Annotated in this window: 26 protein-coding genes; 6 read left to right on the top strand and 20 right to left on the bottom strand. The window is 36.6% G+C overall.

Features of this window, described 5'->3' with window-relative positions; translation table 11 throughout:
* Positions 1-73: 73 nt before the first annotated feature.
* The 14 genes from ACFO3O_RS07800 to ACFO3O_RS07735 form a co-directional block, all read right to left on the bottom strand.
* Entirely contained in the window at positions 74-616 is a 543-nt protein-coding gene (locus ACFO3O_RS07800) for an outer membrane beta-barrel protein (protein WP_379978030.1), read from the bottom strand.
* Positions 617-1,834: 1,218 nt separating this feature from the next.
* Positions 1,835-2,695: an ATP synthase F1 subunit gamma gene (gene atpG / locus ACFO3O_RS07795; protein ID WP_379978029.1), complete on the bottom strand. Its 861-nt coding sequence runs from the start codon at positions 2,693-2,695 to the stop codon at positions 1,835-1,837.
* A gap of 29 nt (positions 2,696-2,724) precedes the next feature.
* Positions 2,725-3,060: a four helix bundle protein gene (locus ACFO3O_RS07790; protein ID WP_379978028.1), complete on the bottom strand. Its 336-nt coding sequence runs from the start codon at positions 3,058-3,060 to the stop codon at positions 2,725-2,727.
* 145 nt (positions 3,061-3,205) lie between these two features.
* A complete protein-coding gene (gene atpA / locus ACFO3O_RS07785) occupies positions 3,206-4,783 on the bottom strand; it encodes a F0F1 ATP synthase subunit alpha (RefSeq protein WP_379978027.1) in 1,578 nt (525 codons plus the stop codon).
* A 67-nt stretch (positions 4,784-4,850) separates the two neighbouring features.
* Positions 4,851-5,393, bottom strand: a complete 543-nt coding sequence (atpH, locus tag ACFO3O_RS07780; protein ID WP_379978026.1) for an ATP synthase F1 subunit delta — start codon at positions 5,391-5,393, stop codon at positions 4,851-4,853.
* 6 nt (positions 5,394-5,399) lie between these two features.
* Entirely contained in the window at positions 5,400-5,900 is a 501-nt protein-coding gene (locus ACFO3O_RS07775) for a F0F1 ATP synthase subunit B (protein ID WP_379978025.1), read from the bottom strand.
* A gap of 82 nt (positions 5,901-5,982) precedes the next feature.
* Positions 5,983-6,204: an ATP synthase F0 subunit C gene (gene atpE, locus ACFO3O_RS07770; protein WP_379978024.1), complete on the bottom strand. Its 222-nt coding sequence runs from the start codon at positions 6,202-6,204 to the stop codon at positions 5,983-5,985.
* A gap of 37 nt (positions 6,205-6,241) precedes the next feature.
* A complete protein-coding gene (atpB, locus tag ACFO3O_RS07765; protein ID WP_379978023.1) occupies positions 6,242-7,363 on the bottom strand; it encodes a F0F1 ATP synthase subunit A in 1,122 nt (373 codons plus the stop codon).
* Between the two features lie 83 nt (positions 7,364-7,446).
* Positions 7,447-7,854 carry a DUF6168 family protein gene (locus ACFO3O_RS07760; RefSeq protein WP_379978022.1) on the bottom strand — a complete coding sequence of 136 codons (408 nt, stop codon included), beginning with the start codon at positions 7,852-7,854 and terminating at the stop codon, positions 7,447-7,449.
* Complete coding sequence (locus ACFO3O_RS07755) at positions 7,851-8,069, bottom strand: AtpZ/AtpI family protein (protein ID WP_379978021.1); 219 nt, start codon at positions 8,067-8,069, stop codon at positions 7,851-7,853. Before ACFO3O_RS07755 ends, ACFO3O_RS07760 begins: the two co-directional genes overlap by 4 nt.
* Positions 8,038-8,445 (bottom strand): bactofilin family protein, encoded by a 408-nt coding sequence (locus ACFO3O_RS07750; protein WP_379978020.1) that lies wholly within the window; start codon positions 8,443-8,445, stop codon positions 8,038-8,040. The genes ACFO3O_RS07755 and ACFO3O_RS07750 overlap by 32 nt, the downstream gene beginning before the upstream one ends.
* 20 nt (positions 8,446-8,465) lie before the next feature.
* Positions 8,466-11,072 carry a type IX secretion system periplasmic lipoprotein PorW/SprE gene (gene porW / locus ACFO3O_RS07745; RefSeq protein ID WP_379978019.1) on the bottom strand — a complete coding sequence of 869 codons (2,607 nt, stop codon included), beginning with the start codon at positions 11,070-11,072 and terminating at the stop codon, positions 8,466-8,468.
* 225 nt (positions 11,073-11,297) lie between these two features.
* On the bottom strand, positions 11,298-12,005 hold the full coding sequence (locus ACFO3O_RS07740) for an ABC transporter ATP-binding protein (RefSeq protein WP_379978018.1): 708 nt from the start codon (positions 12,003-12,005) through the stop codon (positions 11,298-11,300).
* 4 nt (positions 12,006-12,009) lie between these two features.
* A complete protein-coding gene (locus ACFO3O_RS07735; protein WP_379978017.1) occupies positions 12,010-13,479 on the bottom strand; it encodes a DUF5687 family protein in 1,470 nt (489 codons plus the stop codon).
* A 95-nt stretch (positions 13,480-13,574) separates the two neighbouring features.
* Between ACFO3O_RS07735 and ACFO3O_RS07730 the strand changes: the two genes are divergently transcribed.
* From ACFO3O_RS07730 to ACFO3O_RS07720, 3 genes are all read left to right on the top strand, one after another.
* Entirely contained in the window at positions 13,575-14,630 is a 1,056-nt protein-coding gene (locus ACFO3O_RS07730) for a 2Fe-2S iron-sulfur cluster-binding protein (RefSeq protein WP_379978081.1), read from the top strand.
* A 290-nt stretch (positions 14,631-14,920) separates the two neighbouring features.
* Positions 14,921-15,214: a hypothetical protein gene (locus ACFO3O_RS07725; RefSeq protein ID WP_379978016.1), complete on the top strand. Its 294-nt coding sequence runs from the start codon at positions 14,921-14,923 to the stop codon at positions 15,212-15,214.
* Complete coding sequence (locus tag ACFO3O_RS07720) at positions 15,211-15,873, top strand: ATP-binding cassette domain-containing protein (protein ID WP_379978015.1); 663 nt, start codon at positions 15,211-15,213, stop codon at positions 15,871-15,873. Before ACFO3O_RS07725 ends, ACFO3O_RS07720 begins: the two co-directional genes overlap by 4 nt.
* Before the next feature lie 244 nt (positions 15,874-16,117).
* Here the strand turns inward: ACFO3O_RS07720 and ACFO3O_RS07715 are convergent, their stop codons facing one another.
* The 5 genes from ACFO3O_RS07715 to ACFO3O_RS07695 form a co-directional block, all read right to left on the bottom strand.
* On the bottom strand, positions 16,118-17,083 hold the full coding sequence (locus tag ACFO3O_RS07715) for an NAD(P)H-dependent flavin oxidoreductase (RefSeq protein WP_379978014.1): 966 nt from the start codon (positions 17,081-17,083) through the stop codon (positions 16,118-16,120).
* A 129-nt stretch (positions 17,084-17,212) separates the two neighbouring features.
* The gene (locus tag ACFO3O_RS07710; RefSeq protein WP_379978013.1) at positions 17,213-18,226 is read right to left on the bottom strand and encodes a glycosyltransferase family 9 protein; all 1,014 of its coding nucleotides are present in this window, start codon (positions 18,224-18,226) and stop codon (positions 17,213-17,215) included.
* Positions 18,227-18,239: 13 nt separating this feature from the next.
* On the bottom strand, positions 18,240-18,764 hold the full coding sequence (locus tag ACFO3O_RS07705) for a PH domain-containing protein (RefSeq protein WP_379978012.1): 525 nt from the start codon (positions 18,762-18,764) through the stop codon (positions 18,240-18,242).
* 13 nt (positions 18,765-18,777) lie between these two features.
* Positions 18,778-19,389 carry a DUF4254 domain-containing protein gene (locus tag ACFO3O_RS07700; RefSeq protein WP_379978011.1) on the bottom strand — a complete coding sequence of 204 codons (612 nt, stop codon included), beginning with the start codon at positions 19,387-19,389 and terminating at the stop codon, positions 18,778-18,780.
* Between the two features lie 255 nt (positions 19,390-19,644).
* On the bottom strand, positions 19,645-20,571 hold the full coding sequence (locus ACFO3O_RS07695) for a DUF6427 family protein (protein WP_379978010.1): 927 nt from the start codon (positions 20,569-20,571) through the stop codon (positions 19,645-19,647).
* Between the two features lie 86 nt (positions 20,572-20,657).
* On the opposite strand from ACFO3O_RS07695, the gene ACFO3O_RS07690 reads away from it, so the two are divergent.
* Positions 20,658-20,921: a DUF6341 family protein gene (locus ACFO3O_RS07690; protein ID WP_379978009.1), complete on the top strand. Its 264-nt coding sequence runs from the start codon at positions 20,658-20,660 to the stop codon at positions 20,919-20,921.
* Here the strand turns inward: ACFO3O_RS07690 and purD are convergent.
* Complete coding sequence (purD, locus tag ACFO3O_RS07685) at positions 20,916-22,184, bottom strand: phosphoribosylamine--glycine ligase (protein ID WP_379978008.1); 1,269 nt, start codon at positions 22,182-22,184, stop codon at positions 20,916-20,918. The two genes, ACFO3O_RS07690 and purD, sit on opposite strands and share 6 nt — an antisense overlap.
* 153 nt (positions 22,185-22,337) lie before the next feature.
* On the opposite strand from purD, the gene ACFO3O_RS07680 reads away from it, so the two are divergent.
* Positions 22,338-23,645: a phenylacetate--CoA ligase family protein gene (locus ACFO3O_RS07680; RefSeq protein WP_379978007.1), complete on the top strand. Its 1,308-nt coding sequence runs from the start codon at positions 22,338-22,340 to the stop codon at positions 23,643-23,645.
* A complete protein-coding gene (locus ACFO3O_RS07675; RefSeq protein WP_379978006.1) occupies positions 23,642-24,313 on the top strand; it encodes a DUF6090 family protein in 672 nt (223 codons plus the stop codon). Before ACFO3O_RS07680 ends, ACFO3O_RS07675 begins: the two co-directional genes overlap by 4 nt.
* Positions 24,314-24,315 lie beyond the last annotated feature (2 nt).

Here is a 24,315-nt window from a genome sequence, read left to right as displayed (position 1 = left end):
GTTAAAAGTAACAAAATTATAGATGTTGTATTTCTATTATATAGAAAACTATACATAATATATTATGATGCCATTATAATAGGTAACTCACCCCAATAAATGGAGCGATACCTTCTACTTCTGTGAAACCAAATGATATATTTTGCGCTTTAAAATAGGGGAGTTGAAACTTCAAATACCATTTGTTTTTCAGCTTATAGTGTACTCCTGCACCCAATGTGACCACCGTAATGGCACTATTTTGAGAACCTCTAAAATTCCTATCTGTAAAACCAAAACCATAGCCCGCAAGTCCATATACAGACCATTTTTCTTTATTCATAGCATAATATTGCAAAGAAGGAACGATCCCAAAGGCATTAAATGAAATCCCACTGACATTGTCAAATGTTGTATTGTTAGAATAAAATCCACTCGTCACAAAAGATAAACGATTCGTTAGTAAAAACTCAGCATCTGCTTTTACGATCATACCGAAATCTTTTTCTCCGTTGGACGTTGTGGGGTAGGGAGCCAATGTAACTGTGAATAATCGATCTCCTTTTTCCAATTGACTAAATCCGTTTTGATAAAAAAATACGCAGAATATTGCGCAAAATAAGATGTGATTTTTCATTTAATTCTTTATTGATGAGTTTCAAATATAGCAGAGAGAAATGTGAATATGTTCTAATTAAGAATAGATTATGATCGTTTGTTACATTTTAAATAAAACAACACGATACAACGCCGCTATCTATTCTACAGAATCTATTTTTGTTGGGCGCTTTCGCGAAAGAAGTTCCACACTGAACTATGATAAGATTGAGGTTGAAATTTATCTTGAGCATCCTAGAGGGGCTTTAATAAAAGGTATTAAACCCCAGGGCAAGTCCTGGATCCTGAAAATCGACCCAAGGGTCGAGGCATTAAACCATAGATCCCGCTGAAAAAAGCAGGATTAGTTCAACTAGCTATTTTGAATGTGTCTTTCAGACTTTACAAAACAGCGTTTCACTAATAAAGATACCCCCGAGGAATTGTAGATCTCGAGGGTATCACTCAAACCAAAATATTTGTGAAGAAAGTGATGTAAATATATTCCCAACCTTCATAAAACCAGTGAATACCGATCATTGTTTCCTTTATATTTGAATACAAGAGGTGTTATATATGCTTTCGCGAAAGCATACAATACTACAAGACTTTAGAAAAAAGTGTGTGCTATGAGTAAAACTCATTTTAAAGCCCTATAAACAACTAAAACTATACTTTACGTACATTCTATGTAAAAGCAAGCAAACACTGCATCTGTGTTTACTATAGTTATAAAACCACTTATCAAACAAACGCTCTTTTATTCAAAAGATCTCTCGAATAAAGACCATAAAGATTCCTGTACTACGATTTGGGGATTTACATCTTAACAAAAAAAAGATCCTGATTGTATAAGTATGAGATAATCGCCAGAGTTTATCTTAAGCATTATCAAAAGAGGATAATAAAGTTCTGGATTCATGATAATGAGATTCCCGCCGGAATTTATCCTGAGCGGAGCCGAAGGGCGGGAATAAAAAGATACCCCCCGAGGAATTGTACATCTCGAGGGGTATAACTCAAACCAAAATATTTGTGAAGAAAGAGCTGTAAATATATAGGCGATACGCCCAAAACCAGTGAGTCCCGATAATTGTTTCCAAATTAAAACCACTGAATAACAAGAAAAAACATAGAAAACACCACTAGATATGGGGAGTAACAGAAAAATCCCAATCTTTTTCAAGATTGGGATTTAATTATAGTAAACTAAGTGTTTTAAAGGTTCTCTAGTCAGAGATATCTGCCTTTACAAGGACTAATTATTAAGTGCTTCAGCTCCTCCTACGATCTCTAAGATTTCGTTTGTAATAGCCGCTTGACGTGCTTTGTTATATTGTAATTTAAGCGCATCTCTAAGCTCTGTTGCGTTATCTGTTGCTTTGTGCATCGCTGTCATACGTGCTCCGTGCTCACTCGCTACAGAATCGCGTATTCCTTTAAACAATTGTGTTTTTAGTGCTTTAGGAATCAAACCTTCCACAATTTCTCCTTTTGAAGGCTCAAAAATATAATCTGCATTAGACGCATTTTCTGTTTCTATAGGTAAAATAGGTAAGAATTGCTCTGTTGTCACGATTTGCGTAGCGGCATTTTTGAACTTATTGTAGATAATTTCAATCTTATCTACTTCACCAGAGGCAAAACGCTCCATTAAGTCTTCTGCAATAGCTGATACGTTATCAAAAGTAAGCTCATCAAAAATCTGATTATTATTAGTAGTCACTGTATGCGATTTTCTAATAATATCGTTGGCTTTCTTACCAATAGTAATAAAACTAACTTCTTTATTAGCATACGTAACTTCTGCTAATCGCTTTGCTTCTTTTATAATATTTGAGTTAAAAGCACCTGCAAGACCACGGTTAGATGAAATGGCTACAATAAGCACTTTATTCACCTCGCGATTATCTGCATAATTACTTCCAGAATCTCCATCTAGTCCTGCACTTAAATTCTGTAAAAGCTCTGTGAGCTTATCTGAATAAGGGCGCATCGCTGTGATGGCATCCTGCGCTTTCTTCAATTTTGCAGCAGATACCATTTTCATGGCACTCGTAATCTGCATCGTAGAAGATACGGAGGAGATTCTATTTCTTATTTCCTTTAAGTTTGCCATTTCTGAGTTCAGAGTTTATGAGTTATGAGTTATGAGTTTTTGATAATTGAAACCAAAATACGTATTAACTCTTCACATCTATTCTTCATTCCTGCTGGAACTTCTCTATCAGTTGCTTCGAGTATTTCTAACCAATACATCGTTTCGTCTGCTTCTTTGAGAGCAATTCCAAATTTATTTTTGAAGTCTTTCGTACTGACTCCACGCTGGGCTTCTCTGGTATTTGCTCCTATACTCGTACCACTTTTAAGTAACTGAGAAGCTAATTCAAAATCCCGATTCTCTTTCAATGTATCGCAATAGTGAACAATTTCACAAGCAAAAGCAAAGCTTTTAATTCTTATAGGACTATCCTTAAAACCCATAATTTCAATATATAAGTTATTCACTCTACTAGTATCCGTTCAAAACTCTGAACTTATAACTCCGAACTCATAACTTTTTCCGCTTTCGCGAAAGCTCATAAACAAAACCTGTTATAGTTTCACGAGTTCTCTGCCTTCGCGGAGATTAATTATACTTAGCAGATAAGTCTTTTGCAACAGCTACTAATGTATCTGTCACCTCATCTGTAAGTTTTCCTGCTTTTAGTGTATCTAGGATACCTCTATGCTTTGCATTCAAAAACTCTAAGTATTCTGCTTCAAATTCTTTTACCTTGTTTACAGGTACACTACGTAATAAGTTTTTAGAACCTGCATAAATAATAGCAATCTGATCTTCTACCTTAAAAGGAGTGTTTTCTGGTTGCTTTAATATCTCTACGTTACGTTTTCCTTTTTCAATTACATTTAATGTCGCTGCATCAAGGTCTGATCCAAACTTAGCAAATGCTTCCAATTCACGGAAAGCTGCTTGGTCTAATTTTAACGTACCAGATACTTTCTTCATTGATTTAATCTGAGCGTTACCTCCTACACGTGATACCGAGATACCTACGTTAATTGCTGGACGTACACCAGAGTTAAATAAATCTCCATCTAAGAAGATCTGACCATCTGTAATCGAAATTACGTTGGTTGGGATATAGGCAGATACGTCACCCGCTTGTGTCTCAATGATAGGAAGTGCCGTCAATGAACCTCCTCCTTTTACGATAGCTTTTAAACTATCAGGAAGATCATTCATGTCTTTTGCAATGTTATCATCATTAATAACCTTTGCAGCACGCTCTAATAATCTTGAGTGAAGGTAAAATACATCTCCAGGATACGCCTCACGTCCTGGTGGACGACGTAATAATAGAGATACCTCACGATACGCAACAGCTTGCTTAGATAAATCGTCATAAATGATTAACGCTGGACGACCTGTATCACGGAAATACTCTCCAATCGCTGCTCCTGCAAAAGGTGCATATACCTGCATTGCTGCTGGATCTGATGCGTTTGCTGCAACGATGGTTGTATACGCAAGTGCTCCTGCGTCATCTAATACTTGAGCAATATTTGCTACGGTAGAAGCTTTTTGCCCGATCGCTACATATATACAATATACTGGCTCACCAGCATCGTAAAATTCTTTTTGATTAAGGATGGTGTCAATACAAACCGTAGATTTTCCAGTTTGACGGTCACCAATCACCAACTCACGTTGTCCTCTACCTACAGGAATCATCGCATCAATAGACTTAATACCTGTTTGTAATGGCTCAGTTACCGGCTCACGGAAGATAACCCCTGGTGCTTTACGCTCCAATGGCATTTCGTATGTTTTTCCTTCGATAGGACCTTTACCATCTATAGGAAGTCCTAGGGTGTTAACAACACGTCCTACAATACCTTCTCCTACGTTAATAGAAGCAATACGCTGTGTACGCTTTACAGTATCTCCTTCTTTAATCGCTGTAGAAGCTCCTAGAAGTACAACTCCTACATTATCTTCTTCAAGGTTTAAGACGATAGCTTCAAGACCGCTTTCAAACTCTACTAATTCTCCGTATTGAGCGTTAGCAAGTCCATACACACGGGCAATACCATCACCTACGGTTAATACGGTTCCTACTTCGTCAAGAGAAGCCGATGCTTCGAATCCTGAAAGTTGCTTCTTTAAAATTGCTGAAACTTCTGCTGGTTTAACTTCTGCCATTTTATATGTATTTATTGGTTGACCCTTTGTCTAGACTCAGGATACATTTCACATGAGTGAAATTTAATTATATACTATTACTAAATTCTCTTTTTAATCTACCTAACTGGCTTGCGATACTTGCATTGTATTGTGTATCCCCCGTACGTAGTATAAAACCACCGATGATACTCTCATCAATAATATTATCTAATCGTACATCTGTACTTCCTGTTAGCTCTGTTACTTTTGCCAGTACTTTTGCTTCAATCTCTGGAGATATCGCTATAGCTGTTGTAACTGTTGCCATTTGTACTCCTTGGCTTTTGTTGTATAGATCTACAAAACTCGTAGCTACATTTGATAATATGTGAACTCGATTATTATCAATTAAGATGTCAATAAGACCTGTAGTTGCCTTTGAAGATCCTTTAAATACATCTTTTAAAACAGCTCTTTTATCTTCTGCTTTGATCACAGGGCTTTGCAATGCTACACGAAGATCTTTACTTCCTGTTAGGGTTGCTGCAATATCTTTCATATCCTGAAGGACAGCGTCTGTAGTGCCTGAATCTTTAGAAAGATCAAGGACTGCTTTTGCATATCGTATGGCTGCTCTTGTACTACCCATATTGGTTTAGTTTAAAGTGGCTTGACTTAGCATCTCGTCTACAAGACCTAATTGCTTTTTCTTGTCAGATAATTCGTGCTTTACAACTTTTTCTGCAATTTCTACAGAAAGAGATGCTACTTGATTTTTAATATCTGCGATCGCTGATTTACGCTCAGCCTCAATAGCTGCTTGTGCTTGAGCGATCATTTTGTCTGCTTCAGCTTTTGCTTCACCTTTGGCATCTTCGATCATTTTTGTTTTGATCTCACGAGCATCTTTAAGCATCGCTTCGCGTTCGGCACGGGCTTCTTTGATTAATTTTTCATTATCTGCTTGAAGATTTTGCATTTCCTTTTTGGCATCCTCAGCTGCATCAAGAGCTCCTTGAATACTTTCTTCACGATCATTTAAGGCCGTAAGAATGGGTTTCCACGCAAATTTTACTAATAAAAATATAAGAACAAGAAAAAGTAAAAGCTGCTTAACAAATAAGTATAGTGAAAAATTGTCTAATAATTGATCCATAATATGTTGTGTTCTTTAAAACTATAATTTAAAAACATTTTCCTGCAACCAACCGTTGCAGGAAAATGAAATTCATTTACGATTATCCGAGGAAAATCGCTGCGAATGCAAGTCCTTCCAAAAGTGCGGCGATAATAATCATCGCAGTTTGGATTTTTCCAGATGCTTCTGGTTGACGAGCTATCCCTTCCATTGCACCTCTACCGATTTGACCTAAACCGATTCCGGCTCCGATCACGATTAAACCAGCACCTACTAGCGGTAATGGATTGGCTGCTACTTCTTGAAGAATTGCTAAAGACATAATTTAAATATATATAGTTAAAAAATAAATTCGATTTCTAGTGATGCTCTGGCTCCTCTACGGCCATTCCGATAAATAAAGCTGAGAGCATCGTAAATATATAAGCTTGTAGGAACGCCACAAGAACTTCTATAAGGGTAATAAATAATGATAATACAAATGATAAAAGTGTAGATCCTACAACTGTCATTTGCTCTTGCATGGTAATTCCAATTGCAATAAGACTCATCACTACAATATGCCCCGCTGTAATGTTTGCAAATAAACGTACCATTAATGAGAACGGCTTAATGATAAGTGTTCCTGCAAGCTCAATAATAGCGAGTAGTGGGCGTAATAAATAAGGTACCCCTGGCATCCATAATTGGTGACTCCAGAAATGACCGTTACTACTAAATAAGTATACAACTAATGTAATTATAGCAAGTGCTGCCGTTACAGCAAGTTGTCCTGTTACGTTAAAACCAAATGGAGTTAATCCCATTAAGTTCAATATCCAGATAAAAAAGAATACGGTCATTAAGTATCCTGTAAATTGTCTGTACTTAGGACCAATATTTGGTTTTGCTATTTCATCACGAACGTATAATACAAGTGGTTCTAAAATTCTTCCCACTCCTGTCGGAACTTTTTTAGTTTTATACTGCTTTGCTAAACCTCCAAAAAGAAGGAACATAATTAAACCTATAAGTAGAATACCAAATACACTTTTTGTGATCGATAGATCAATTGGCTCAGAAGCGTTTGTAGCGTGATGTGTTTCTTCATCAATTTTAACTTCTGTTGCGCCAGGATTTAATTCATAAATCTTATTGTGAAGTCTTACAAATCGGCTTCCTCCACTTTCTACTACTTCTTTTCCTTCATCATCATGATGAAAAGCAGAAGACATAAATGCAGTTAATCCATTTTCTCCCCACAATATTACAGGAAGTGGAAAACCAACGTGGTGCTCTTCTCCATCAGAAAAATATGAAAACATGTGAAAATCATGAGAATCCTTAACGTGATGTTGGATATATTCACTGATTTCGTCAGGGGTATTTACAGGATCTCCTTGATTATTTTCAGTATCTTTTTTATCCGCTTTCGCGAAAGCAGAAAGAGATACCAATAAAATAAGACTCAGAGATGTAATTGTTTTTGATACTACCTTCATTCCTTTATAATTCCTTTATGATCCGAATAATGAGGTCTAAAATTCGGCGCAAAGATAGGTATTATTTTTTGACTAAAAACACCTTATTCGGCATTTTTTAAAGCACCTATGTTTTTCAATATTTTACGTATGAAAAAGATTTCTATGAAGAGTGTTAAAATAATGGGAATCAAAAGGTTAATGCCTTCTGTGTTTGTAAAAGCTCCCCCTGTAAAAATCTGCTTATAGAAGACAACAAAAAATAGAATCATTTTTAAAACAATACTAACCAAATACAAAAATCCCAATTGATCTTTAAATTTCTCTATTTTTGAGAGCACTAAAAGTTGTACACAAACAGCTAACGCAAAACCAGTAAAAAAAGCATACACTTTGCTTAATGGGATTGGACTTTCAATAGTGATATTGGGAAATAAAAAAATATGTGTATAATAACCTATCAGTGATATTAGTATAAAAGAAATACTATACACTCCTATTTGCTTTATCATTCTTTATTAAGTCTATTTACCCGATAAATAATAAGAAACATAGAGGCAAAAACAGCAATAAGGGTGGTAGTTTCTTCAAGAAAAGAGGTTTCAAATTTTTGATCTAACCAGGCTCCAAGGACATTTCCTAAAAAAATAGTCAATCCCATTTGCAACCCTATACTAGAAAAAACTGCCCAATTTTTAAGCGCTTTTTTCTCCTTGTTTTTTACCATCTTTTGCAATCGATTTTAAATTGCCTTTCATATCGCAAGAGGCATTGAAGGTTGCTCCTGGCTCTACAGCAAGCTTCTCTACGGTAACCTCTCCTTCTATACGCGCACTGGACTTTATAGATAGTAAACTACTTACTTGTATGGTGCCTTCTATAAAACCTTCGATGTCAGCATCTTTACAGATTAAAGAGCCTTTTACAACACCTGTTTTACCGATAACGACTTTATTAGGGGTATTAATGTTCCCTTCTACTTCTCCATCAATCCTAAAACCTCCTTGAGAGATAATATCTCCAACAATCTTTGTGCCTTGACTTATTCTATTTTGCTGATTACTAGGGTCGATGCCTTTTCCTTTTTTATTATCTGAGAACATATGTAGGGGGGTATTAAGGGTTATTTTGTGCTTTGTAGTATATAATCTTCGAGGTTTTTATGAAGTTGTATGAGTTTATAATTCTCTGAGGCTATAATGGTATTTTCTTTCGTCACAGGCTTCTTAATATCTTTGTTTATCGCCAGTAGTTCTGTAAGCCCTTCGGCTTGGGATTTACTTTTTAGGTAATGAATTACAATGAAAGATTGGCGATCATTATACACATCAAAAGAAGTTGCATAGTTGGTGTATCCCAAGGTTTCTATGGCAGCGTCTAATTGTTCTTTTAAAGCAGTCGCATCTTGTATGTCTGAGTTATTAAACACATATACCATTTTCCAATTAGTAGCTGTAGCCTCGTCTGCAAAGCTTCTAAATTTCATTTTAGGAATAGCCCTATTAAGTAATTGTTGTGCACTCTTGCCTTCTTCACTTCGTGGATACGTAAGAGCTACATATTTTAAGGCTTCTCTATAAGCATCATATCCTTTATACCTGCCTAAAGCTGTTGCTTTAAGTAATTCAAATTTTGGCAGAAAAGGATCTCCATAAAATTGTTCTATTCGTTCTTCAAGACTTGTTAATAAAGATTCAAAACGTTGGTTCTGAAATTCTCTAAACAATCCATTGTAAATAGCTTCTGGAGAGGAAGCATCCTGTTCTAGTGCTGTATTTGGATTATTCAGTATAGCTGCGTATCTGGAATCTGGATAGTTGGTTGTAATATCTTGCTTATAGTTAGTTGCTTTCGCGCCATGTGCTTCGCTTGGGAACAAAGCGTCCATCTGTGTATAAATCTGATACAGATTATATTTCGCTGGTAAAATCAATTGCTCTTCAGGTACAAATTCAAGAAGTTTTTCTAATCTGCTAGAGGCTAGTGGATATTCTTTAAACTTCTCTTTGTAAATGAGTCCTAGTTGAAAATAAGCGAAATCACGTTCTTTTTTAAGACTATCTAACGCTTTTTCACCTTTAGGAATTCTTGCCAAATAATCATCGACAGAGAGTGATGTGGTTTCGTCTCCTGAGGCGCTTAGAGAAGGGAGTCCACCAGCATTAAGACTATTATTTTGTATCGCAGAGACACGCCATCCATCTATAGCAGATCGTTTGCCCCATCGCTTTGTAAACGCCTGCCTACCATAAGCAACTGCCGTTGTATTGTAAAAATAAAACTCTCCTAGCTCATTTCCAGAACGCGCATTACTCCCTAATCGATTTCCGCCTGATGTGCCACCACCAGCTTTGTTGTTACTAGTAAAAAATTCATTATTTCGAATTTCCTCTACCCGACTTATGGAATCTTGACGTTCTTGTTCTTTAACTTTTTCAATGTAAGCTGCAAAAAATGAACGCTGCTCCTCTTCAGAGAGTGATGTTAATCGCAGGATACTATCGTTGCGTTGTGAGAGTTCTTCATACTTGATGACATCTGTCAGATTTTCTCTCTTTTTTCGAATCGTTCTAAACTCTCTCGTACGATCATCTAATTCTCCCAACACACTATCGTAATAAGAACCTGCTGTTTGATAGTTTGCATTATCAAAATTGTACTCAGCAAATTCTAAGTAATCCCTAGAGTTTAAATACTTGTCTGGGGAATCTTGTCGTAAAGACTTATTGTAATTGGCAAGTGCTGAATCTATTTGATTCGTTTTTTTGAAAAACTCCGCTTTTGCGTAATAAATTTTGTCCAAAAAAGGTCGGTTCTCTCTGTTGTATTGTAAATCCTCCAAAAGTTCTAATAATGCAACCTGATCTCCTTTTTCGTAATCAAAATTACGTGCTTGCTCCACATAGGCATTGATCAAATACTTACGAGGAATCTTTCTATTCAGATCTATCACATTCTGGAAAGCCATGTTTGCGCTATCGGCATGTCCTAAATTATTATAAAGTTGTCCTTTGATGTAATTATACCGACCGCGCTCTTCATTTTTTTTAGTCAGCCTTGTAGCTTCTTTCATATAGACAAGCGCTGTATCTTTATGTTCTAGATTAAGATAGGCCTGTGCCAACATAGCATACGCATCTGCTTTGTCCTGATCTTTTAGTTTATCTTCTATTTTGAAAATCTTGAGTAGATTCTCGATAGCTACTTCATTATTGTCAAGGCGTATGTTTGCTTTCTGTTTCCAAATCTTAGCCTGTGCGATATTATTACTTTTTGGGTAGTACGCTAGTACGTAATTAAAAGCTTCTAAAGCAGGTACAAAACGCTGATCAAAATAACGCGCTTTCCCTAATAACATAAAAGCCTCATCTACTTGAGGGTTATATTCTTCTCCATCTATTTTCATGGAGTGTTTTTGTATCGCTTTGATCGCTTTCTCCTCTGCCTTTAAAAAGTTAGGATCTCCTTCATCATCGTTAAGACGAATAGACAGCTCTTCTTTAAAAGCAATACGTTCTACAGGAAGGATATCCCAATAGTTATCATTAAAAGTAGAGATCAAGGACGTTCGCCCTTCGTCTAAGGCAATTTCTCCGTTGTATAACGTATTATATTCTGTAGTAACCGCATGAAAATTACGGCTTACAAATGAATTTTTTTTACGTGAACAGCTTGTTAAGAACAAAACTGAAAAGAAAAAGCAACAACAATATTTTATACCTAGTTTCAAACTCACATTGTTTTTTGATAAAAACAGAAAATGACCATTTTTAGTATGGAAGCCCGTAAAAATACACTTCTTTTTGAAAAAATCGAGAGTTTACCGCTTTAAAATTGGCGCAACAGACCTTCTAGAGTGCTTTCTATAAAAACAATAAACGCTATTTTCTTATGTATTTCTACCCTAAGAAAATAGCGTTTACACCTTTCTGTAATTTTTATTTATGAAAAAAGATTACTGAACCTCTTCTCCAGAAAAGTACTTTTCAAGATCTTTCAGCGTTTCTGGAGAAGTCATAATATCTTTGACTTGTTCTCCTTTTTCTAGAACGACAATACGCTCACATACCTCTGTGACATGCTGTAAGTCATGGCTAGATACCAAAACTGTTACATCTCTATCTGCGGCTAGTTTTTTGATAATACCTTTTAATCGTATTTGGGTGGTAGGATCCAAATTTGCAAAAGGCTCATCTAAGATGATGACTTCTGGGCTCCCTATTAAGGTCGCTACAATCCCCACCTTTTTTTGATTTCCTTTTGATAAATCACGTAAATATTTACGCTTCCCAATAATTTCACCATTGAAAAAATCCTCAAATCCAGCAAGCAGTGTATCTACATCGGCTTTATTTTCTCCACGTAAATCTCCTATAAAGTAAAAATATTCTTCAGGTGTGAGGTACCCTATTAAAAAACTCTCATCGATAAAAGAAGCTGTGTGCGATTTCCACGCTTCACTTTTGTGAACTTCAAACCCACCGTTCTTAATATATCCCGTGGTGGGCTGTATTAAGTCTAATAAACTACTAAATAAGGTGGTTTTTCCAGCGCCATTATTTCCTACAAGGCCAAAAGCTTGTCCTTTAGGAATGCTTATACGATCTAAATGTAAAACAGTGACTCCGTTATAGCTTTTTGATAAGTTGTGTATCTCAATCATAGTCTTATGTTGTTTGTTTGTAGGCTTGTAATGTTTTATATTTTTCTTTTTTGTAGATCTTAATAATAAGATCAAATACTTTATCTCTCAAGGCAAATCCCGCGAGACCCACAATAGCAACCAGTGCAAATCCAGACACAGGACCTAATGTAAAGTGTCCGATGGCATAAAGTGCCATGGGGCCAAGCATTTTAGGTAAACTCACTAAAAGCGTTTTAAGATTAAAGGAACTCTTATCTCCAAAGGCCTTCTTACCGCTCTGCAAATCTATAGGTGTTTTAATGTAGGCACCTCCCAATAAGACCAAATGCGCATTCACTCCCATATTAAAGATCGCTCCTACAATAATAGCTGCGAGTACTTCCCATCCAAAATAAACATATGGAATACACAATATGGTAGATATTGCAGTCGCAATGACTACGAGTAACCATTTAGATCGTAAATATTCTTTATATGCAATGTTTTGCGTCATCATAAGCGGATAGTAGGCACTATCCCAACTAGGCACAAACTGCCCAAAACTAAACAAGAACCCCCCAGAAACAAATACGGCGGCAAACATTCTCCAAAAAGGTCCTTCGTACGTTTCTACTAATCCTCCAAAAAACAATAACCCATAAAACAAAAACATCACACTCATAAATACCGTTGTTTTAGAACGTTTATTCCTTAAGATGAGTCTGATATCATTTTTAAGAAACGTAGACTGTTTTCCAAAACGATCTACCCATCCTAGATCTCCTCCAGAGGCTTCACTTACTTTTTTAGCCAAACCAGCATCTAAATATAATCTTGCTAAAAAATACTTGAATGCAATACTCGCTACAATCCCCAAGAGTACTATTGGAAATAGCGCAAACCATAGCTGTTCATATAACCCCTGAAAGAAAGGCTGTGTAAATGTTGTAATATCAAAATAGCCATAATATTGCGCAAACCCAAAGATGGCAAAAATGGCTCCCACACCAAGCACAAGCCATAACTTATCATTCAAGAAAATATTAATAAAGTTATTGGCATAAATAAATGCTGCCATCCCTACATGCCAAGCTAAAACACCTAATGGATTAAAATCGTGTGCAATTAATACGATAGAAAAAGGAATAAAGAAAAAGGCGTGCATCCAGTTCCAAAAAGAGAGCACCGTTTTACCTAATGCAAATTTGACAATTTTCGTTTTTTTAAATGGGAGTAGCAACAATGGTTTAATATTAACGACAGGCATTTTCTGTCCCATATACCGTATGATGAGATCTCCCACCACGTAATAAATTATAAATTTATTGACCGTAGAGAAAGGCTCGTAGTGCATTTTTTCAAGTGTAAAATACACAAAAGCACCAGCTAAGGCTAAGTATGTAATCATCGATAGTACCCCAAAAATCATTAAGATTTTAAGCGCTAGATTCGTTTGGAATGATGCTTTTCTAAAAAAGCCTTTCCATTCTAGATTTAAAAATTGTTTAATCATTGCTCTTGATTGTTTACGGGTTGTTAGTGTTTAAAAAATGTGAAATGTTACAACGTCATCGTAATCCTTTGTATTTTTGCGCTCAAAAATATACGATGTCAAATTTCCATAAACTTACAATACAATCTATTATCAGAGAAACCGCGCAAGCTATTTCTGTTGGTTTTTCGATTCCCACTGACCTTCAAGACACCTTTCACTATCAGGCAGGTCAATATATTACCTTAAAAACAGACATCAATGGTCAGGAAGTACGTCGTGCATACTCCATTTGTAGCACTCCTCAAAGTGGGGAATTACGCGTTGCCATCAAAGAAGTAGAGAACGGTACCTTTTCGACCTACGCCAATAATGAGTTAAAGGAAGGCGATGTTCTTGACGTAGCCCCTCCTGAAGGAAGGTTTCTATTGGATTCCGCTTTCGCGAAAGCAAAAAAAGCCTATCTCGCCTTTGCTGCAGGGTCAGGAATCACGCCTATTATAAGCATGATCAAAACCACGCTCGAAGATAGTACCGAAAGCAGCTTTGTCCTTGTTTACGGAAACAAACGTCCTGAAGAAGCTATTTTTAGAGACGAATTACTCGCCCTAAGAGATCAATATAAAGACCGCTTTTCTATTGAATTTATTTACAGTCAGTCGCGAGAAGACGGCGCCCATTTTGGACGTATTATGAAATCTACCGTCAACTTTGTGGTTAAAAATAAATATGCTTCACATAACTTTGATGCGTTTTACCTCTGTGGTCCTGAACCTATGATCAAAGAAGTCAGTAATGTATTGAAAACAAACGGTACGGACCCGTCAAAGATCCATTTTGAACTTTTTACCGCTTCTACAGAAGCCTCTGTTATCGAAGAAGCCCTAGACGGACAGTCCAAGATTAAAGTTATTGTAGACGACGAAGAATTTGAGTTTACTATGTCTCAAGACACCCTTATCCTAGACGCTACACTCGATCAAGATATAGATGCCCCTCATTCCTGTCAAGGAGGCGTGTGCAGTAGCTGTATCGCTCGAGTTACAGAAGGAACCGCCGTTATGGAGAAAAACCAAATCCTAACCGATAGTGAAGTCGCCGAAGGACTCATTCTCACATGTCAAGCACATCCTACCTCAGCGAAAATTGTGGTAGATTATGATGACGTCTAGTTTTTAGTCGGTAGTCGTTAGAACGTGAGCATATCTCACTCTTAGAAAAATTAAAAAATAGAGTAATACTCTAATTTAGAGTGTTACTCTATTTTTTTAGTCTTGATTCTTGATTCTAGAAGCGAAACGATCCTAATTCCCAGTTTCTAGGCCTGACCTTTTATTGTCTATATTCTAACAGCGAGCAACGCAAGCGATCTATTTTCTATAAGTAAACGAAGTGAACGATCTTTTTTTAAATTACCATTTCTTTTAGATTTTTAAAATTCTGAATTTGTAATTTTCGCCTCATGTGGACGTATTATCGGGATGTAACTTTATATACACTAGCCATTACGCTGCTTACCTCGTTTGCAAGCGCAGCGATGTATGACACGATCATCGATCGTTTATTTAATGGTGTATTGATTTTTGGTGTTTTTGGGACGGGTTTAGGCGTATTGGCTTTTAATTACTTCCAAAAAGCGCAATATTATATGTATCATAATCTTGGTTTTACACGATTACACCTCATCATGCGCACGTGGTACATTAACCTTATTATTGCTATTCTTCTCATAGGCATTATCGCTATCGTACAATGAAAAAAGTGCTCCACATACAACATGCCTCCAAGAAATTTGGGAAAAAAGAGGTCTTAAAAAATGTGTGTCTTACACTCGCTCAAGGCGAAATCATAAGCTTGTTTGGTCGCAACGGCTCTGGAAAGTCTACTTTATTAAAAATACTATTTGGCACCCTTAAAGCCGACTCCATAGACGTACGAATAGACAACAAAAATATACGTCCTAAAGACGTGATTCCAAATCAGCTGATCGGGTATTTACCACAGGATCATTTTTTACCCAAACATTTGAAAGTCCGTGATGTGATTCCATTATTTTATCAAGATGGCGATGATCAAGATCTTATTTTCAGAGCACCTTTTATAGAAAAAGTAGCCACGCACAAAGTCGGTACGTTATCCCTTGGCGAACTTCGCTATTTGGAATTGCTACTAGTGGCGCATCTAGAGCATCCATTTTTATTGCTAGATGAACCTTTCTCTATGATTGAGCCTTTGTATAAAGAGGTGATCAAGGAGTTTTTGCTTTCGCTTAAAGCGAAAAAAGGAATCCTCCTCACCGATCATTATTATAGCGATGTTCTGGATATTTCGGATCGAAATTTAGTGCTGGTGGAAGGCACAACTGAAATCGCTGAAAATGTAGAAGATTTGAAACAGTTGGGGTATTTGAGGTAAATTGCCTTTATATAAGTCGCAGAAAAATACATTAAACTAAAAAATAGTATGCTTAGATCGCGCTAGATACTGAAACGAGTTCAGCAAAAGCGGGATTAGTTCAACTTGCAATATTGAGTGCGTCTTACAGACTTCTCAAGATTGAGTTTACTTAATATTGTAAAGATCCCGCTAGATACTGAAACGAGTTCAGCAAAAGCGGGATTAGTTCAACTTGCAATATTGAGTGCGTCTTACAGACTTCTCAAGATTGAGTTTCACTAATAAATCTTTGTATAATCGTCTTCACAGGCTCAATGGCTGTGGTTTCCTCAATAGACGGTCCTGCTACCCATACGGTTTTGTAAGTAGCTCCTTGGGCTGCTTTTGTGGTGTCCCGCATCCCCTTGGCAAAACGAATCATCTTCACCCACTTTTTAAGCTTTTTATTCTTATTCAGTATCTTTTCTATCCAAGTCTGTTTGGTGCCTATTTTTTGAACGTAAGGGGTATTAATCACTGTACATGGCGTTCCTGATATTTTTTGTGTCATTACAATATCCTTTGCTCCATAATCTACACAGGCTTGTTTGTATTCTTGAGAAACAGGCGCTTCTTCACTCGCTATAAACGGACTCCCAATACTGGCACCAACCGCCCCATATGACATGGCTCTCTCTAGATCTGCTTTATTACTTACCCCTCCTGCAGTAATGACAGGAATAGCGCAATTTTCATTCAATTCTTTGATCAATGCCTCTGGCGTAGCATCTCCTCGGTGTCCACCCGCTTCATTATTGACAGCCACCAACGCATCACAACCCATTTCTTCTACTTTTTTAGCATAGGCAAGATCTACGACATCACAAAAAACTTTAATGCCTTTGGGTTTTGCTGCTTCAATCACTTGTCGTGGGCTTCCTAAGGAAGTAATGATAAAATCTACCCCCAATTCACAAGCTGCTTCTAATTGTGCGGGATATTTAAGATTTGATTTATTGACAATCAGATTGATTCCGAAGGCGCCTCCAGGTACTTTGGCAGCTTTGAGTTCTATAATCGCTGCTTTCAACTCCTCAATCGTTCTATAGTTAAGTGCCGGGACACAGGCTGCAATTCCAGATTCCATTCCCGCTTTAAGCATAGCTACATTAGACACCAAAAACATGGGGGCCATGATAATAGGATGTTTAATATTAAGAAGTTCGGTAAGTGGTGTTTTCTGGATCATAATCGTGTCATTAGAAACTCAAAGATACAAAAATAGTATGCGCGCATAGTAAATAATCTTCCAGACTAGTAGCAAATATTTAAGTAGACTTTAAAAGAGTAGCGCTTTTTTTTAGAAATCTCCACTATTTTAAAGCAAACTCATGAGTTTTGTAACAATCATTTTGGGTGTAATGGTTCGCATTACCTCTTCATATCCTTCAGGTACTTTATTCCCATAAATAGACGTCGGGACGGCAGGATATTTTGTTCTATCAGAAAGTAGGCAATGATTTTCTTGTTGAAAAGGCGCAAATCCTGCATACGGATGGGTGACTCCCCACAAACTCACCGTAGGAATACCAAACATAGCAGCAAGATGTCCGTTGCCACTATCCATAGAGAGCATTACATCTAGTTGGGCGATCATGTTTATTTCTTGTGGGAATTTTAGCATACCAGCAACGACCGTTGTGTTTTTACAACCTTCTGCGAGTGTTTGTAAAGGTTCTTTTTCATTAGGAGCGCCAAATAAAAATAAATGGATTTCCGACTGTTGCTCTAATTTCTGAATCACTTCTTTCATCAAATCCAACGGGTATTGTTTTCCTTGGTGTGCGGCAAATGGCGCAATTCCTATCAGTTGATGCGTTGTTTTTCTTATGAGCTGATGCACCTCTTCGATTACATCAGGCCTAGGAAGTGTTTGAGGGATAATCTCTGAAAACCCTAGTTTTTCAAACACCTCAACATAGCGTTGTATAGTCGTTTTAAGTGGCTTAAACACTTTATTTTTAGGAGTGGTTAATGCTTTTTTCTCGGCTCTTCCCTTGTCAATTATAGCACTGGGAAGTCCTAAAAAAAGACGAAGCATTTTTGATCGCAACACATGATGCATGTCGGCGACGTGTGTAATGCCTTGTTTTTTGAGTTGGCGAGACAGTTTCCAAATTCCTACAATGCCTTTATGCTGACTCGTTGTTTCGGCAGCCAAAAAATGCACGTTGGGTAGGGCGTCAACAATCGACTTAAAGAATGGTTTGGAAAGGAAGGTAATTTTTGTTTCTGGGTTCGCTTTCGCGAAAGCGTATACCACAGGAATCAACATCGCCACATCGCCCATAGCCGAAAGGCGAATAACAAGGATGTGTTGTGGTGGTTGCATTACTTTAAATGAATTAAATAAAATCGTTATGACGCTTTTTAATACAAGGAATCCATGATGTTTGAGTCGTCCTTTTTTTTCCTTTCAACAGCTTTGAAAAATCATTTATACTTGCTGTTCGATGTGTAATAATAATTTTTCTTGTGTCTTTTAAATGTATTTCAAAATAAGAAAAATAAGGCATCACTCCCATTTCCCAAGAATCAAATAAAGCAACTTTGGAAATGTTAGATTTTTTTATTTCTACTACATTTCCATTTGCATATACTAGTGCCTCCAGAGTATCATTATCTAATACTATTGTTTTATTCTTATCAACTTTAGTATACTCTAGTTTATTTTTAATTATTCTAATATGTGTAATTATGATAAAGCTTACAACTATAACAAAAAGCCATAATCCTATATTTACATCATAAAAAAGACTTCTACTTATTTGTATAAAAATGTATGCGTATAATAACAAAAGAGCACATAAAATTATAAAGTCTATCCAAATATCTTTATACTTCTTATGTTTAAATATTGTTGGATTCACGTATCCTTGATACTTACTTTTTTATATTACGAAGGACAGGATTGAGCTCGTCGTCATTGTACATTTTCATTTGCTTGTATACTTTCATATACTTATCGCCGTGAGCGATATCCTTTAATAATGTATCTATGGCTGTAGAAAGGTCTGCGCGTTGTTCTAGAAGTACATCTAATTTTGCTTTACACGCATCTCGATGTGCTTGTGTGGCATTTTCTCTAGTCGCTTCTTCATGCATGTGGTACACTTTAAGGGCAAGAATAGACAAACGATCTATTCCCCAAGCGGGGCTTTCTGTATTGATCGTCGCATCTTCTTTTACCTGCACTCCTTTGTATTTATCTAGAAAATAGCTATCAATATACTCTACCATATCTGTACGATCTTGGTTAGAGGCGTCTATTTTACGTTTTAGGGTAAGTGCCGCTACAGGATCAATTTGTGGATCACGGATAATATCTTCATAATGCCATTGTACGGTATCTATCCAACATTTACGATATAGAAGATGACCGATCAGATCTTCAGATTTATCATAGGTGTTTTCAAAAGCTTGATCTACCGTATTGATAATATGGTAATTTTCTATCGCTTCTCTAAAAATACGGTTTGCTTTATCTGTAAACATAATTTTGCTGTTCTAAAATGTGTAACTATTCTGTGATGCCTTTTGCTTTGTGTTTTCTGGTTATCTCTTTTTACATTGCTATTTAAAAGCAACTCGGACGTTTAGCATCACAATTAGACATTTATGTTGTAATCGCGTACGCTTTTTTTGTTTCCGAATGCAAAGGTATCATATTTTGTAATAGTATTCTTGTGTTCTTAAAAACCTGCTAACATAGGATCATTTGTTTGCAAATTATCACTTTAAAGGGCATCCTTACGACAAGAAATAATGAGTAAAAGGCAACAGAACAAGGATCCATAACAAAAACTCTTTAAAGAATTTTCCTGGGGCATTTTCAAGATAGTTAGTTATCATAATCGCTAGAGGGATTAGGAAGAAATACCATTCGGCTCCCGTTTTGGCCTCTGTTATTGTGATAATCCCTAAGGCAATGAATGCCATAAACATAACCAACAAATATAAAGGGCGCTGGGCAATAGTCGCTCGTTTTGAGTCTTGTATGTATCTAAAAATTGTCCATAAGAAAAGCGTTAAAAAAACAGCAATAGGAATGAGTATCTGCAAAGAGGTGTAGGATGAAAAATCAAAAGAAAAATCGTCTACTACATCTAATACAAAAGATTGATCTTCACCTATATAAATAACATAACAAGTACACAATACTGCGACACAAATAACAGACAGTAAGGGAATAAACCAATAGCGTAAGGTGGCGCCTCCGTAAAATAAAAGTCCTGCGAAGATCAGCACAAAAAATGTTCCTGTCCAGAAATATGTAATACAGGCAAGACATAACCAAAAACCTGCATCAAACAACTTACGCTCCATATGAAGACCTGATCGAAAGCTAAGGATACGTCGTAAGGCTAGCATGACAAAAACACCTGCTATCATAATTTTAGGACTTTGTAATGCTACAGGTAATGCAGATGAAAATATGGCAAATAATAGAATTCTATAGGAGTTTCGCTTCGTCAGTTCGTTTTTCTGGGATACAAAATTGAGAATAAACATAGTGAGAATAAACAAAAACCATACACCTATAGATTGTAGGAACACAATCCAAGAAAAACCATCAGAAAATAAGGTATTATTCGCTAAAAAATAGCTTACAGACATATATAATAAGACAATAACGGTATGTATTGGCTTTGATGTGCTAAAAAAGCTTGTGAGCATAGGTGGTTTTTTCTATTTTTGCGCTATCGTATGAAGTAGTACTTCTACGTATAGCTAAGATACCATTATTGTAAACATACGAACTTATGAGTTTGAAAGGATTTTTTGAAGGAATACAAGAATTTGCAGAAGAAACACTATTTGCTCCATTTAATGCACTTATGGAGACAGAGCTTACAAACTGGTGGGCAGCAAACGGAATCAACTGGTTGTTTATGCTTATTTGTTGTGCTGCCATTGTCTATTGGATGCTACAACTTGTAGATCATAATAAAGAAGGTGAAGAAAGACGCGATGCTATTTCTCACGGTTTCTTAGGAAGCGATAGTGAACTAGAACACAAATTATAGGTCAAAACCTATATCTGTACGATAATACATCCTATCAAAATGTAGTTTATCTATATTTTGATAGGATTTTTTTATGGCTTCTTTAAAATTATCATCAAAGGAAGTGACCGCAAGTACGCGCCCTCCATTGGTCACAATAGCTTCCTCTTTAGTGGTAGTTCCTGCATGAAATACAATAGAATCTTCTATAGTTTCTAATCCTGAAATCACTTTCCCTTTTTCATACGCTTCTGGATATCCTCCAGAAACTAGCATTATTGTGGTTGCTGATCTTTTGTCTAATTTCAGTTCTTGGTCATGTAATGTCCCATTAGATACTGCCTCAAATAATTGTACAAGATCACTGTGGATACGCGGTAAAACGACTTCTGTCTCTGGATCTCCCATACGTACGTTGTACTCAATCACTTTAGGCTCATCCCCTACTTTGATCAATCCGATAAAGACAAATCCTTTGTATTCGATATGTTCTTTGGAAAGCCCATCAATGGTGGGTTTTACAATACGATCTTCTATTTTTTGCATAAAAGCGTCGTCTGCAAAAGGCACAGGGCTTATGGCGCCCATTCCTCCTGTGTTCAATCCTGTATCCCCCTCTCCTATGCGTTTGTAATCTTTGGCAGTAGGAAGGATTTTATAATTCTTCCCATCGGTCAGTACAAATACACTCAATTCGATCCCATCTAGAAATTCTTCAATCACTACGGTAGTACTTGCCTCACCAAACTTCCCGTCTAGCATCTTAGCAAGTTCATGTTTTGCTTCTTCTAAGTCTTGAATAATCAATACGCCTTTTCCTGCTGCCAGTCCATCAGCTTTTAACACATATGGAGGCTGTAAAGTTTCAAGAAATGCATGTCCTTTTTCTACTGTTTGTGCGGTAAAACTTTCATAGGCCGCTGTTGGAATACCGTGAGCCATCATAAACTCTTTAGCCCGCTCTTTACTTCCTTCTAGCCTAGCTCCTTCTTTAGACGGGCCAATGACCGCTACGTCTTGTAACTGCTCATCTGCCTTAAAAAAGTCATAAATTCCTTGCACCAAAGGATCTTCAGGACCAACGACCACCATTTTAATATTTTTATCAATAACAAGATCTTTAATAGCATCAAAGTCAGTAACACCTATAGCAACATTGGTCGCTATTTGAGCTGTTCCTGCATTTCCAGGGGCTACAAAAAGTGTCTCGCACTGCTCACTTTGTGCTATTTTATATGCAAATGTGTGCTCTCTTCCGCCAGATCCTAAGATTAAAATATTCATGGAGTTATTGTTTTTATCAAAGTGCAAAAGTAGTTTGTCTACCCTTTTACGACAAGATAATACTGTAAAAATATTGATGCAGAGGGAAAGAATGAGATTCCCGTCTTCGCGGGAATAAATTTGTTTGTAAATTGCCTCACAAATACGTGCTGTGTGAATTTATTTGATTTGACATTGAGAGTGAAGGGGTTTGATATTGCTTTCGCGAAAGCGGAATTAGCCCGCATTCAATCCATCCCTGAACATCTATATCCTGACTATATTGAGCGACAAAAACAAGCGATTGTTACTTATCACAAAATGTATAGCCCCTTTTACAAACAGTTTACTGCGCGTCAAGAAAATCCTTCTTGGGAGGCCTTACCTGTGCTTACTAAAGCAGATTTACAACAACCCTTGCAAAATCGCCTTTCTACTGAATATACGCGTAAAAATGTATATATAAATAAAACCTCTGGTTCTTCTGGGCATCCGTTTATCTTTGCCAAAGACAAAGAAGCTCATGCGCGCTCTTGGGCAAGTTTTCAAGATCGATACGAGTGGTTTGACTTGGATATAAACACGTCCAAACAAGCACGGTTTTATGGGATTCCGTTAGATTTTGTCGGCTATCGCAAAGAACGTCTTAAAGACTGGTTAGGGAACAGGTATCGCTTTCCTATTTTTGATTTAAGCGAACCGCAACTCGAAAAAATACGTCAAAAATTTGAGCGTACCTCTTTTGAATACCTCAACGGGTATACCAGTAGCATTGTCTTATTTGCCAAATATCTCAAACGACACCAACTTATTCTTAAAGAGCTTTGCCCAACGCTTAAGGTCTGTATTGTGACCAGCGAAATGCTTTTTGAAAGTGACAAAAAGCTTATGGAAACCCATTTTGGAATCCCTGTAATTAATGAATACGGCGCCTCTGAATTGGGACTTATTGCGTTTCAAAATACTGAAAATCAGTTTCAAGTAGATAGTGAATTGTTGTATGTAGAGATTGTAGATGAGCATAACAAACAAGTTCCTCACGGAGAATCGGGTCGTGTCGTGATTACGTCGCTGTATAACAAAGCACATCCGTTTATACGGTACGATATTGGGGATGTGGGTACGCTTTCGCGAAAGAGTACACCCAAAAAACCTATCCTAGAAAAGCTTATAGGTCGTACGAATGATATTGCACGCCTTCCTAGCGGAAAAGTGGTGCCTGGACTCACCTTTTACTATGTCACCAAAAGTGTGATTGAAGAAGATGGAAACGTTTCTGAATTTGTCATCGAACAAACGGCTTTGGACAGCTTTAAAGTAATTTATACGGCTCAGCGAGCACTTACAGCATCTGAAGAAGAAAAGATCAAAAAAGCAACCTACGCTTACTTAGAAGAAGGGCTTACTGTGCTGTTTGAAAAAGTAGAAAAAATGGATCGTAGTAAGCGAGGGAAATTGAAACAGTTTGTATCAAAATTATGAAAAGGTATTTAAAATATGCTATTGGCGAAGTTTTTCTGGTGGTTATTGGAATCCTTATTGCCGTCAGCTTAAATAATTGGAATGAAAATAGAAAAACTAATAATAGATTAAAGACCATCTTAGAAATGGTAAAAACAGATCTTATAAAAGATAGTTTATCTTGCTATTATTCTATTAAATACTACAACTCTCAGGATAGTATTGCTAAAATTTTGGTAAGTGATACCGTATCAAAAGAATATCTTAAAAAAAACAGATCTAGTACTTCAATTCCGTTTACCAATATTCCGTTTAAAATGAGTGATGGATCTATTAATTTACTCAAAAACGAAAGTTATAATCTTGCTGTCGCAACAGATACAATTATTCGTACTATCATAGGTTTTCACGATATGTATGAAGCAAGTTTTAAAGATATTGATGAAAAAATAAAAAAAGATGTTCAGGATAATACTGCTCACATGAAAACATTTGATAGTCATGCTGTTGATATTTTCAATAAAAATATCCCTGATGATTATTATACTTATTTTTTAAGTGAAGATTTTAAAAATAGAGTGGTCATGCATAGACAACTTACGGGAAATAATGCTGTTAAACTCATGGAAAACTTTAATCTTTCTGTAAAAAATATGATTCCCTATATAGATCAAAGAATAGCAGAGTAAGG

It is taken from the genome of Dokdonia ponticola, from assembly GCF_042653865.1.
GTDB lineage: Bacteria > Bacteroidota > Bacteroidia > Flavobacteriales > Flavobacteriaceae > Dokdonia > Dokdonia ponticola.
Note: the sequence above shows the minus strand (reverse complement) of the source record. Positions and strands in the feature narration are given on the sequence as shown.